The organism is Succinivibrio dextrinosolvens DSM 3072 (assembly GCF_900167015.1).
Lineage (GTDB): Bacteria > Pseudomonadota > Gammaproteobacteria > Enterobacterales > Succinivibrionaceae > Succinivibrio > Succinivibrio dextrinosolvens.
Genome location: NZ_FUXX01000057.1, coordinates 1 through 13540, shown reverse-complemented (window position 1 = coordinate 13540; position 13540 = coordinate 1). Strand labels below are relative to the sequence as shown.

Sequence of the window (13540 nt, the reverse complement as noted above, 5' to 3'; positions counted from 1 at the left end):
AAGCTATCTCCGAACTAATGCCTGTAGAGCTGACGGCTCTGTTATCTGATTTAGAAATAAATGGGATAGCAACCAGCAGTGTTGAAGCAGGAAGTTGGTAGAAAACCTATAAATTTATAGCTTTTTATATATCTTTATAGTTTTTTATAGATCCAAACTAGCGGATGAAAATAAAGAGCATCTAAAAAAAATGCACCATGAAGATAGTAGACAGATACTGAAAAAGTGTGTTTTCCAAGTGTCATAATATATAATATACACAAATAAGAGATGCTTAGTTTTAAACAGAGGCTTTTTGTGTTTTTTAAATATTTAAGAATCGCTCTTTGGACAGGTTTATTTGGAATCGGAGCCATCGGCGTTGCAAGTGCAGGTTTATATTATCAGGCTCTAGGAGATCTTCCTGATGTAGAAAAACTGAAGGAAGTAAGTTTTGAAACTCCTATGAAGATTTACACCGCAGATAACAAGCTGATCGGTGAATTCGGAGAGGCAAAACGTATTCCAGTCTCAATTGATAAAATTCCAGATAAATTAAAAAAAGCTTTTCTGGCAATTGAGGATACCCGCTTTTATGAACACAGCGGTATTGATCCAATCGGTATTTTCCGTGCCGCAGTTGTTTCTCTTACAGCAGCCTCTGCTCGTCAGGGTGCAAGTACCATCACTCAGCAGGTGGCAAGAAACTTCTACCTGACCAGAGAAAAGACCATTCAGAGAAAACTAAAAGAAATCTTCATTTCACTTAGAATCGAACAGGTTCTTACCAAAGAGGAAATTTTTGAACTCTATCTAAACAAGATTGCTTTAGGCCACAGATCTTATGGTGTTGCAGCTGCAGCTCAAACCTACTACGGCAAAACTCTTGACGAGTTAACCTTAGGACAGATGGCAACTATTGCAGGTCTGCCAAAGGCACCTTCCGTATTAAATCCTATTTCTAATCCTGAGCGCTCAAAAGAAAGAAGACATCTTGTCTTAGAAAGAATGCTTGCTTTAGGATTCATTACCGAAGAAGAATACAAAAATGCAGAGGCTGAGCCTTACAGAGCAGAATTCCATTCTTCAAAGCTTGAGTCATATGCACCATATGTAGCAGAAAGTGTTCGTCAGACTGTCATCGACAAATACGGAGATCAGGCATATCTGGACGGATATGAAATCTACACAACCATTCTGTCTAAAGATCAGGAAGCAGCAAACTATGCTGTATTCAAAGGCGTAACCGATTATGACAGACGTCATGGCTACAGAGGTGCCGCAGATAACATCAATAAGATTAAAGATTACAATCCTGATACCTTTGATAGAGCAAAGTATTTATATGCAGCAGATAAATTCCATTACATCAAGCCTGCAATTGTTACTGAAATCAGTGATGAAAACGGCATCTGTACAGCTGTTGCAAGAAAGGATACAGAGGTAAAAATCACCTTTGAAAACATGAAATGGGCAGCTCCATTCATCTCAGACAAGAGACAGGGACCATCTCCAAAGAAAGTTTCGGATGTTGTTGCTCTGGGAGATCTGATTTACTACTACGTAAATGATAAACAGGAAAATGTATTAACCCAGGTTCCTCAGGTCGAAGCTGCAATTGTTGCTCTAAATCAGTATACAGGCGGTATTGTTGCAACTGTCGGCGGTTATGATTTTGCCAAGAGTAAATTTGACAGAGCTACTCAGTCGGTACGTCAGACCGGCTCAAACTTCAAGCCATTCCTATACTCTGCAGCAGTAGCAAGAGGAATCAACATTAACTCTATTTTCCAGGATTTACCAATCAAAACCTGGGATCCTGGTTCAATGACCTGGTGGGTACCAAAGAACTCACCAAACCGTTACGACGGAGCTATGACTTTAAGAGAAGGTCTAGCTCGTTCAAAGAATGTGGTTTCAATCCGACTGATCCGCCAGATTGGTGTTCAGAATGCAGTTGAACACATCAAGAAGTTCGGTTTCAATCTGCCTAAATCTCAGCAGGTTGAGTCGATGGCATTAGGTTCGGTTGAAGTTACTCCTTTAGAACTCGTTACAGGTTATGCAACCTTTGCAAACGGAGGATTCAAGGTTACCCCTTACCTGATTTCAAAGATCGTTAAAAACGGAGAGGTTATCTTTGAAGAAAATCCAAAGAAAGCCGACCCAACCGCTCCAGACAGAGTTGTAAACGGAATTACACTTGAATATGTAGACGGAATACCAGAGCCAGAAAACAGTGCTCCTCAGGTTTTATCCCATAAGAATGCATTTATTGTGGGAGACATGATGAGTTCAGTTATCTACGGCGGACATGGTGTATCAGGCAATTACTGGGGAACCGGAGGTCGAGCAAAGACTGTAACAGGAAGAGAAGATCTTCATGGAAAAACCGGAACCACAAACAACGTACATGATGCCTGGTTCTCTGGTTTTAACGGAGATGTTGTCGCAACCTCATGGATGGGATTTGACTCTGACAGAGATTTAGGCTGGTCAAGAACTCAGGGACCTGAAGGTGGTGCCTACTCTGCCCTGCCAATCTGGGCCGAGTTTATAAAAATCTCACAGCAAGGTACTGCACCAGCCCCAATTCCTGTTCCTGCAGGTTTAGAGAAATGTTCTAATCATGGAATCACCGACTGGTGTATTCGTGGCGGAACTACTATCTCTGAGTCTGATGTAGAAGGAGATGAAGGTGTTGAGAATACGGCAACTGACAGTAGAGGCGCTCCTGTTCAGACAGAAGTTGACACTTCTGGAGTAAGCTCAGATAACATCTTCTAAAAAGGGAATTAAGCTTTTCAGCTAATGATAAAAAAACTAGGACAACAGTCCTAGTTTTTTTTTAAACAGAATTTTTTTTGAATATCAGACAATTCTGTTTATGTTAGGAACCACAACAACTGCTGTTACCATTGGCACTCCAAGAACAGGATTAACGCCATTAACAACTGATGACAGACAGGCCGCAGGTCTGCCTTTTACCAGATGATTTACGGCGGTTGTAACGGTAATAGCACCAACACATACTGGTCCTGCAACCAGATCTCCCATACAAGCCTCAGGGAGTGCGTTCACAAGATTCAGGGGCATGCCTGGACCTGTTACAACATCTCCAGTTGCAGTCATATTAACTAACGTGGCTGCAGGGGTCATATACTCATACCTCCCTGGTTTCAAAGTCGAAAACAAACTTTCCATCCTTGGCACTTGCCGTTGCGGATACAAGCTGTTTTTCTTCCATTGTACATTCAAGGAAATGCGCGCTCAGTTCAGGTAACAGATCGTTATTTACAATTGCATCAATCAGACGAGCACCAGAGGCAACATTATTACATCTGGAGATAATCTCATCACGAAGTTCCTGAGTGTACCTGAATTCTGCGTGATAGTTTTCCTTAACCCTCTTAACAATTTTATTTAGTTTCAGATCGACAATATGATTTAATGCCTTCTTACCTAAAGGATAGTACGGAATTATATTAATGCGACCCAATAATGCAGCTGGGAATACTTTCATCATGGCAGGGCGTGCAGCTTCCTCAAGCACGGCAGGCTCTGGCAGATGATCCTCATCCTGACACAGATTCATAATCGCATCATCACCTACATTGGTCGTCAATATAATCACGCAGTTCCTAAAGTTAATGAGTCTTCCTGAGCCGTCCTCCATCTGGCCCTTATCAAACACCTGGAAGAAGATCTCATGAACGTCCTTATGTGCTTTTTCAATCTCATCTAATAGAACAACACTGTAAGGTCTGCGGCGGACAGCCTCAGTCAGTACACCGCCTTCACCGTAACCTACATATCCTGGAGGCGCACCTTTCAGAGTTGAAACCGTATGAGCTTCCTGGAATTCACTCATATTGATGGTTATCAGATTACTTTCTGTTCCATACAGCTGTTCAGCCAGAGCCAGTGCAGTTTCAGTCTTACCCACACCAGAAGGACCAGCCAGCATCAGCACAGCTATAGGTCGATTTGGATCGGAGAGGTTGGCTCTTGCAGTCATCAGACGTTTTGCAATCAGATCAAGAGCATGAGGCTGCCCTATAACTCTCTGCTGCAGGAATTCTGACATCTTAAGAACAGAGTTAATCTCGTCCTTCATCATTCTTCCAAGAGGAATTCCTGTCCACTCTGAGATAACTGTACATACAGCCTGAGCATCAACTTCAGGAAGAAGCATAGGAGTTTCTCCCTGCATTTCATTAAGTTCATCTCTCAGACGTTTGAGTTTATCAAAATCAGCTTTCTGAGCCTTCTTGTCAGAGGCTTTTGCTTTTGAAGGCTCCTGCTCCTTATTCTCCTCAGACTTAACGTCTTCTTTCTTATCCTTATGAGGAGATATCTTCTCACATAAATCAAAGTACTCTTTAGCCTTATCTCTTATCTTTTTGAGTTTTTCATTTAACTCATCATAGTGGGCTTTTTCCTTTGCAAGCTTATCAGCAATAGCTTTTAATTCATCCTCATGCAGGAAGCCCTGAGAATTTTCTCGATCTAGAATCTCCTGCTCCAAACTCAGAGCTTCAATTCTACGTCTTGAATATTCAATCTCATAAGGTTCCTGACTCTGACTTAGAGCCACCTTTGCACAGGCTGTATCAAGTACACTCACACCTTTATCAGGAAGCTGACGGGCAGGAATATAGCGACGGGACAGTTTTACTGTAGCAGTCAGGGCCTCATCTAATATTCTGACCTTATGATGCCCTTCCAGCATATGGGTCATACCGCGAAGCATCTGAACAGCCTTATCATCGTCAGGTTCTAAAACCAGAATATTTTCAAAACGTCTGGTCAGAGCAGGATCCTTTTCAAAGTATTTAACATATTCCTGATAGGTAGTTGCTGCAATACATCTTAGCTGACCGCGAGCCAGCGCTGGCTTTAGTAGATTTGCGGCATCATTCTGGCCGGCAGCACCGCCTGCACCGATTAACGTATGAGCCTCATCAATGAAAAGAATGATTGGAGTATCAGAGCTTTTAACCTCTTCAATAACCTGTTTTAAACGATTCTCAAATTCGCCTTTCATCGATGCGCCCGCTTGAAGCAGACCTAAATCAAGTGAACGCAGGATTGTTCCCTTAAGACAGTCTGGAACATCCCCATCAGCAAGTCTCTTGGCAAAGCCCTCAACCACCGCAGTTTTACCTACACCGGCCTCACCTGTCAGGATAGGATTGTTCTGACGTCTGCGCATCAGAATATCAATCATCTTTCGAATTTCTTCATCACGACCGACAATGTTGTCAATCTTGCCTTCCTTAGCCTGGGCAGTTAAATCTGTTGTATACAGATCTAGAGCCTCTCCTTTACCCATGGCAGGATTTGAGAGCATTTGTCCGGCCTGCCCGGTAGCACCTTCAGAGCCACTGACAACACTAGAAACTTCTGGAGAGTTCTTAACAATTTCAGAGAACTTTTCCTGAAGCATATCTCCGTTAACTTTAATAAATTCAGAACTGATATCGGTAAGGATGCGAGCCAGCTCCTGATTCTGCTTCATAGCTAAAAGCAGGTGACCGGTTCTGATGGTTCTCTCCTGATATACAATTGAGGTTGCCATCCAGGCTTCACGAATAGTAAGCTCAATGGTACTGCTGAAATCACTTATTGAACTTGCGCCTCGAGGAAGTCTGTCCAAAGCTGCTATCAGATCTTTTGAAAGCTGAGCCTCATCAAGGGAGAAGTAACGAACTATTTCATGTACGTCACTGGCATCCCCCAAAAGGATCTGGTTTAGAAAATGAACCAGCTCAATATAAGGATTTCCTCTGGTTTTACAGAGCACGGTTGCACTCTCAAGAGCTTTATAAGCGGTCTTGTCGAGCTTTCCGAAAATTTGAACTCTTTTAAGTTTCAACATTGAGTATCTCCTTATAACATCTAGGCTTTATGACCATTTAGTCTTGAAACATTTATGACTATCTGGCAAGTTCCTTTATCGTTCTGATATCTAAAATTGCAGTTTGAACCTAAACTGTATTCTCCGTTGAGATATATACCTTTTAGCGAATTCCTTCTCAGAATAAAAATCAAATCATAATCAAGAGGCTTCTGCAGATATAGGTTAATAATCTCAGTAAGATACTTATAATTCTTGGTTCCAGGCAACATGTTGTAACAGTCTTTGAAGTCCATTGGCCCAAGCTTTAATACAAATTTCTTGGTGTGACTGTAAAAGTGTTTTCCTATCTGCATACTTACACCAAGAGTGCAGGTTTGCTTATGACCAAGCCTGCAGTGAAGAGAGTCGGGAATCAGATATCGCTCAAAAATGTTTGTTTCAATTCTGATATCAAAACCAAAAAAGGATTCGAGAATGTATTTAAGGCCTTCAACGCTGCTGTTTTTAGAAATAACATAAGGCATCATAGCCTCTGCAGCAAACTTAGGAAGGAATGAATCCCAGTCTTGGGTTGCTCCTGATAAAGACCTGAGAATAGTTCTTGGCAGATTATTCTCTTTCTTATCAAAACCAATGGCAAAATCCTTTTGTGCATAGGAACGATAATATAGAGCAAGAAATTCATTGTTTATGAGGTCAATAAATCTCTGCAGAGCATAATCATAATTATTATTGGAAAGCTGAAGAACCATGCTCGTAAATTCAAGAGGCATTGGACCATCAGTACCAGTAAGTCCAGGACCAGAAACTTCTACAACGGTATTTCCATTTTTATCTTCGCTAATTGAAGTTACGCAAGGCAATACACCGCTCAATGTCGGTTTCTGTGAGAAACGAACATTACTTTTAACGGCTTTGGTGTAACCGATCCCAGGGACGATCCCATTTGCTTTTTCGAAATTTCTTACAATCTCAAAAAAGTCGGCATCACCAAAATTTCGCAGGGCTCTTAATGCCTGCTTTACCTGCCTTTCTCTTGGCTCCATGAGCAGATTAACCCCGATTTAATTCCGTAAAGGGAAAAACTTACAAGTAGATTTAATGGTGTAAAATCGCACAAAACATTCTTCAGCATTGAGCCAAAGGCATATACACCAAAACCAGTCAGGTTGCTTTCATTTAAAACGATTTCTACATTAAATCCCTTCTCAAAATAAATATAGCCAGTCTCTACAAACCTGAATACGCTTGGATTAGCTGAAACCTTACTGATTGCATTCATAAGAATTTTCTTTTCATCTGTGTTCCCAAGATAAAAAGTCTGAATCAGATTCTGAAGTACAGTTCTGCATTCATCGCTGTTATGAAGCAGTAATGAGGACAGATTCATCAGAATAAAGGAGAGTCTGGAAAATCCTGACAGATCACCTCTCATAAACAGTGCAGAACGAGGTTTGCTCAATGGAGTTACAAAAGTCGCAGAAGAATTTCCATCAGAAGAGACAACCTTCCTGTTTATGCTTATAAAAAGTGGCAGATCTGCATTGGAACACCATAGATTTGCAGTAAACTCCTGAAGATCTTTTAATGCAGAAGTATAAACAGCACCTGATAGTGAAACATAAACTTCAGATTTCTGATAATTACTTCTTGGCTTATATAATCCGCCAAGTCGGTCTCGTCTTACTGTTGAGAAAAATACAGCATCATCCTCATTCTCAATACGGTGATTAAAGGTATAAAAAGGCAATGCTGTATTCACATGAACATTATGTGAATCATAAAGCTCAAGATCGTTAACTCTGAAAATTTCGTAATCAAGAGTATTAGCTCGATCCGCGCTCACAAGAAATTCATGTTTTAAATTTAACCTGATACGACTGCTGCGCATTCTAAACAGATTGATCACGGGCAGACAGGAAAACTTAAAGGATGAAGCGTTTAAGTCACTGCTCACCTCATTTGTCGAGGAAAAGGCAAAAATTAGATTTACAGTATTCGTAGAGTATTTTTTTATAACAGACAGAAGTCCTTTAATATTTATAAAATGGAATAAAAATGGATAAGAGAAATATAACTGTAGATGACTGATTCCCGGCATATAACCTAAAATCTCACCAAATATATTCTCACAATGCTCAATCTTATAGCCACAGCTTATTGTGTCATCTACTTTTGAAATAGTTCCGTTCTCATCCTCAACATAGACTGCCTTTAAATTTCGATTCAGACAGAATGCAAGTCTTGAGGCAAAGGAATCAGACATATCCAGATAGAGGTCAATTCCTTCATCATGATTAATACCAGAATCCTTAAGGTTATTTCCTCCCTGTACAGTCATGCGCAGAGCGGACTTCAGACTTAGAGAATCAATCTCATCTGTAGGCAGGATATTCACCAGTGAGTTTTCATAGCTGGCATTAACAACTGTCAGAGGATACAGGTGAGATTTCCAGATCGGAGTCAGTTTAATTGGTGTATTTAATTTATCTCCGGCCTTACATTCAAAACTAGAAGTAAACCCCAAAGGCTCTTCGCTGAATTCTCTGCCAGATCCCGAAAAATTTAAAACAGCAGCAGAAGGTATAGGAGAAGCAGCTAACGGACAGACTTTCTTTAAAATCTGCTGCAAAAGCTCAGGATAGCCATCATCAAATTTCTTTTCAGCACGAGCAACTAAAAAGGCAGTTCCTTCGAGAAGTCTTTCTACAAAAGGATCCTGTGCATCAAGTTTGGAAAGGTTAAGTCTTGAAGCAATTTTAGGAAATTGAGAACCAAATTCAGCTCCCATCTGACGTAAATGAATTAAGTTCTCTCGATAATACGAAAGGAAATCTTCATTCATAAATACTCCTTTCCTTTACTCTTTGCGGATCTGAGGAACCCCTGATTCCAAATCCAAAATAAACAGAAAATCCACATCATCAGTGTAAGGAGGAACTGAAACCCGACCAGTAATTTCTATTTTTACGGTTGAATCTGACTTAGTGTCATTGCCGTTTACCTTATTTACCTTTATCGATGAAGGATCTAGTCTTGGTTCAAAAAATTCAATCTGCTCTCTTATTTCATTTAATAAAGAATCTATAGAAGCACTGCTATGAGGTACTCCGCAGAAATCACTAAGTCCATAGCCTAAAACCGATCTATATAGGTAAGGATCATTCCCCAAATCATCTTTTTCTGGTCTTACCCTTGAATTCAAGAGCATGAAAATATTATCCAGAATTTCGTTTTTAAGCATTTCCAGATCAGAAATAGACTCAACATCTTCTTTTGTAAGCCTTGATAACAGGCTCGGCAAATAATACTGCTGCCTTTGTTTTAATTTATCTGACATAGAAATCCTTAAAGACGGCTCCCTTATAAAAAGGAAGCCATTCTGTTTTAAGCATTCTCAATCTGATTGAAGTTTGCCTCAACTGCGCCATCCTTGGTATTGTCTGGCTTGATTGCGGTATACTTCCAGGTTATCTTTCCTGCTATCAGTTCTACCTGCTCTAATGGCATATAAGCACCATCTGCGCCCTGGAAGCTGTCAATCATTGATGCAGCACCATTGCTTCCGGAAACCACTGATTTTATAGAGGCCTTTGAGATCTTTACGTTCTCCATGGTTACCTCATAAACAGGTTCCTGCTTTCCAGCCACAGCTCGGCAGACCTGGAACTGTACCTTTGCAATCTTCTGTCCTGACATACAGAACTGCTGAATCTTTGGTGTTGCCTTGTCAATCAGATGTACAAATGAGAAAGGTTCAAATGCACCTCTTCCTGACACATCTGTTGCACGTCCAGCACCAACGTTCTGAACTGCACCGTGAGAAAATGATACGACTTCAATCCACTTGCTGTGGCTCTTGTCATTTGAGTCGCCGTCAATTCCGTCAATTTTTATATAGAAATCGGATGCCATAATATGTCTCCTTTACTGTTTATTTAGCGCCATTTGGAACTTTTGTTGTCAACCTGAGTGAAGTTGTTAAACCTTCAAGCTGATAATGAGGTCTTAAATAGAACTTGGCATTGTAATAGCCAGGCTGACCTTCAACATCCTCAACTACCACCTTAGCTTCTGCCAGAGGATACTTTGCTTTCACTTCCTCTGATGCATTAGGATCAGAGGTTACATAGTTTGAAATCCAGTTGCTCAGCCACTTTTCCATATCAGCTCTTTCCTTGAAGGAACCAATCTTGTCGCGAACAATACACTTCAGATAATGAGCGAAACGTGTTGTTGCAAAGATATAAGGAAGTCTTGCAGAAAGATTTGCATTGGCTGTTGCGTCTGGGTTGTCATACTCCTGAGGTTTATTTACTGTCTGACCACCGACAAACACTGCATAATCAGTATTCTTCCAGTGACATAATGGTAAGAAACCGTTATTGGACAACTCAGCCTCTCGACGGTCTGTAATAGCTATTTCTGTTGGACACTTCATGGTTACACCACCATCCATTGATGGGAAGGTATGAGTAGGAAGAGACTCAACAATACCACCAGACTCAACACCTCTGATATGAGCACACCAGCCGTAGTTTGTAAATGCACGGTTGATATTTACACCCATTGCATAGGCTGCATTCATCCAGTTGTAATTTGCAGAATTGCCATTACTTGTATCTTCCTCAAAATCAAAGGTCTCAACAGGATTTGTGGTTGCACCATATGGAGCACGACTTAAAACTCTAGGTAAAGTCAGAGCTACATATCGGCTGTCTTCAGAATCTCTGAATGATCTCCATGAGGCGTACTCAGGGGTTGAGAAAATCTTTGAGATATCACGTGGATTTGCAAGTTCCTGCCATGAATCAAGATTCATAATTGAAGGGTCTGCAGCAGCGATGAATGGAGCATGAGCTGCAGCTGCAATCTGAGCAATTCCCTTTACAACCTCAAGATCCGGACCGGTGTGATTGAAATAATAATCACCGATAATTGCACCTATAGGTTCACCACCTGCAGTACCATATTCTTCTTCATAGATTTTCTTGAATAATGGGCTTTGATCCCAGGAAGTACCCTTGAATTTCTTCAGAGTCTTGGCAACATCCTTCTTGCTGATATTAAGAACTCTGATTTTCATGCTTGTACTGGTCTCAGTATTATTTACAAGATATGAAAGACCACGCCAGGCGCTTTCCAGATTTTCAAAATCCTTATGGTGAATAATCTGATTAACCTGAGCACTCAGTTTCTTATCAATCTCTGAAATAATACCCTCAATAGTCTTAATGGCATTATCACTAACTAAAGTTGCGTTTTCTAAAGCCTGAGATACAAGTGTTCTCACTGCACCTTTAACAGCAACATCAGCTTCTTCTGACTTTGGTTTAAATTCCTTATTCAGTAATTTGTCAAAATCAGAAAGTTCCATCTCTGCAGATAGTGCACCTTCTTGTTTTACTGTATCTGTCATAATCGTCTTTACTCCTTATCTGCAGTTTCAGCCTTGGTCTTATCCAGTTCTTCTTTTGCTTTAGCACTTAATGCCTTCAGTAAAGCAGGATCATCCAGCAGTTTGCCAATCAGCTCCTCTGCGCCGGTCTTTCCGTCCATATAGCTTAAGAGGTTTGCCAGCTGTTTTCTGGCATCTAAAAGCTGCTTAACACCTTCAACCTTTTCTGCTACCTTATCTGGAGAAAAATCTTCCATATTGTTGAAAGTAATATCTACAGCAATATTTCCACCATCATCGTTTAGGACGTTAGGAACAGAGAATGCCACTCTTGGTTTGATACTTTTTAATCTGCTGTCAAAGTTCTCTGCATCAAATTCCATAAAATTACGCTCTTCAACGCTTGGAAGAGGCTCTTCTGGCTTGCCAGAGAGGTCAGACATAACTCCCATCACAAATGGAAGATTAACCTTTTTTTCAGCCCCATACAGTTCTACGTCATACTCGACCTGAACTCTCGGAGCTCTGTTTCTTCCTATAAATTTTTGAGAACTTTTTGTTGCCATTCTATTTACCTATCCTTAATGTTGTTATGAAGATTCTTCCTCAGACTTCTGGATCACACCAAGCTGCTCCATTGCCTTTGAAACCGAGTTTTCGTCAATCTCTCGCATAATATCCAGAAGATTCATATCTGACATGCGCAGAGCTCTATTTAATAAAAACGGAAGTGGACTTGTAGGTTCTGTCTTTGCAAAGAAATCAGAACATTTTTTAATAAGCATCAGTGCATCCCCTCTATCGGAGACAACGTAAGACTTAATGTCAAATCCCAAATTAACTTTCTCAGAAGGTACAGTATTCCCTGCAGAAACTGGATCTGCTGATACTTCATTATCCTGAACACTGTCTGAAACATCTGAAGAAGCAGCTACTTTTGAATAAGAGGAAAAGCACTTCTTGATGTTCTTCATTTCAGATATGAGAGTTTCAAGGTTCAGATAGCCAGAATTCCCCATTTTTTCGTTCATCGAAGAGGAAATCTTTGTAAGCAGATCCATAATGTCATCAACACACTGGCGTCGATTTGACATCTCGTCTTCACTTACGCCATTTAGCTCTGCATTTAAAACAATCGGATCAACCTCGTTGTCTGCATTTCCCTCTATAAGTCCCTTTACAAACATCACATCTTTGATTGTGTAAGGTAAAGAGTCTACAAAACGGTTCTCTCTTAAATGGAAAATAAATCTTATAGGATCGTTATAAGAACCACTCTGAGGTGAAAGCATATGGAGAATATTGACTCGTTCTGTAGGGTCATTGTCGTCTTCAGGATCAAGCTTTGGATAGAAGTCGTCCCACATAGAGTCAATCAGATAATCTATAACCTGAAGACCAAACTTGAGACCATCAAGTCCAGATGTACAGGAAAGACCAATTGTGTAATAGGTGGCCACTCTGAGATCACGAGTTTTCTCCCATAATGAGAGACATGAAGAGCAGAGTTTTGAAAAATCAGGATCTTTTCCTTCGGTCACAGAAGTTCCCATCTCAGAATCAGGAACGCCAACTGCAAGAGCATCCAGATCCATATATATCTGCTCGTACTCGCAGTTTTCTCCACATCGATTTTCTGGTAACTCACTGGTTAGTGTTGATAAATCAGGAAAATCCATTTAACCCACCATAATAAAAATTAAATCATTAAAGTTTATCCCGTAACTTTTGATAAATACGTACTGCGTTTTCTAATAAAATGAATAAATTCAGATAAATAAACGCTAACTTTAGCGTAGTTTTTGATCCCCGAATTTACTGTGATCATTACTTTGTTTTAGTTAACTTCATATAAAAAAATGTTATTTTTAAAAACCTTATCAAATTTATTTTGTTTAAATTATTAAACACATCGCATTATGTTAAAGATTTTTTCTTTGTAATCTTTCAAAAAATAATCAGAAAATAAACAAAATATTTTTTATATGATGTTAAGAATCAAAAAGAGGGTGACTAAAAAGGTCGCCCTCTATTTTTACCTAAATTTTGTGGTTTTATTAACATTATTGATAATATTTTTATATTAAAACTTTATCTATTTCCTTGATATACAAAGTTAATATACTATACTTAATAATATAAAGAGTTATATTATTGGTAATATCGTTATGGATAAAGAAGATCTTTTCAAACCCTATATTCAAGATGATTTAGCCTTACTTCCTCCTTGTATTGGTGATTTTATCTCCCCTTCAGATCCCGTCAGACTCGTAAGTACAATTGTTGATAAACTTGATATC

10 protein-coding genes are annotated in these 13540 nt (G+C 39.9%); 1 reads left to right on the top strand and 9 read right to left on the bottom strand.

Annotated elements, in window-relative coordinates:
- Window positions 1-297 precede the first annotated feature (297 nt).
- A complete protein-coding gene (locus tag B5D46_RS10945; protein ID WP_159443106.1) occupies window positions 298-2766 on the top strand; it encodes a penicillin-binding protein 1A in 2469 nt (822 codons plus the stop codon).
- An 84-nt stretch (window positions 2767-2850) separates the two neighbouring features.
- Here B5D46_RS10945 and B5D46_RS10940 read toward each other — a convergent pair whose 3' ends face one another.
- The 9 genes from B5D46_RS10940 to B5D46_RS10900 are packed head-to-tail and all read right to left on the bottom strand — an operon-like array spanning window position 2851 to window position 12919.
- On the bottom strand, window positions 2851-3138 hold the full coding sequence (locus B5D46_RS10940; protein ID WP_078929494.1) for a hypothetical protein: 288 nt from the start codon (window positions 3136-3138) through the stop codon (window positions 2851-2853).
- 4 nt (window positions 3139-3142) lie between these two features.
- Window positions 3143-5860 (bottom strand): type VI secretion system ATPase TssH, encoded by a 2718-nt coding sequence (tssH, locus tag B5D46_RS10935; RefSeq protein ID WP_078929493.1) that lies wholly within the window; start codon window positions 5858-5860, stop codon window positions 3143-3145.
- A 20-nt stretch (window positions 5861-5880) separates the two neighbouring features.
- The gene (gene tssG, locus B5D46_RS10930) at window positions 5881-6888 is read right to left on the bottom strand and encodes a type VI secretion system baseplate subunit TssG (RefSeq protein ID WP_078929492.1); all 1008 of its coding nucleotides are present in this window, start codon (window positions 6886-6888) and stop codon (window positions 5881-5883) included.
- Window positions 6864-8687: a type VI secretion system baseplate subunit TssF gene (gene tssF, locus B5D46_RS10925; RefSeq protein ID WP_078929491.1), complete on the bottom strand. Its 1824-nt coding sequence runs from the start codon at window positions 8685-8687 to the stop codon at window positions 6864-6866. Before tssF ends, tssG begins: the two co-directional genes overlap by 25 nt.
- A gap of 15 nt (window positions 8688-8702) precedes the next feature.
- A complete protein-coding gene (tssE, locus tag B5D46_RS10920) occupies window positions 8703-9182 on the bottom strand; it encodes a type VI secretion system baseplate subunit TssE (RefSeq protein ID WP_078929490.1) in 480 nt (159 codons plus the stop codon).
- A 47-nt stretch (window positions 9183-9229) separates the two neighbouring features.
- The gene (locus B5D46_RS10915) at window positions 9230-9757 is read right to left on the bottom strand and encodes an Hcp family type VI secretion system effector (protein WP_078929489.1); all 528 of its coding nucleotides are present in this window, start codon (window positions 9755-9757) and stop codon (window positions 9230-9232) included.
- Between the two features lie 19 nt (window positions 9758-9776).
- Window positions 9777-11261, bottom strand: a complete 1485-nt coding sequence (gene tssC / locus B5D46_RS10910) for a type VI secretion system contractile sheath large subunit (protein ID WP_078929488.1) — start codon at window positions 11259-11261, stop codon at window positions 9777-9779.
- A gap of 8 nt (window positions 11262-11269) precedes the next feature.
- Window positions 11270-11806 carry a type VI secretion system contractile sheath small subunit gene (gene tssB, locus B5D46_RS10905; protein ID WP_031490995.1) on the bottom strand — a complete coding sequence of 179 codons (537 nt, stop codon included), beginning with the start codon at window positions 11804-11806 and terminating at the stop codon, window positions 11270-11272.
- Between the two features lie 24 nt (window positions 11807-11830).
- Window positions 11831-12919, bottom strand: coding sequence for a type VI secretion system protein TssA (locus B5D46_RS10900; protein ID WP_078929487.1), 1089 nt, complete (start codon window positions 12917-12919; stop codon window positions 11831-11833).
- Between the last annotated feature and the right edge of the window lie 621 nt (window positions 12920-13540).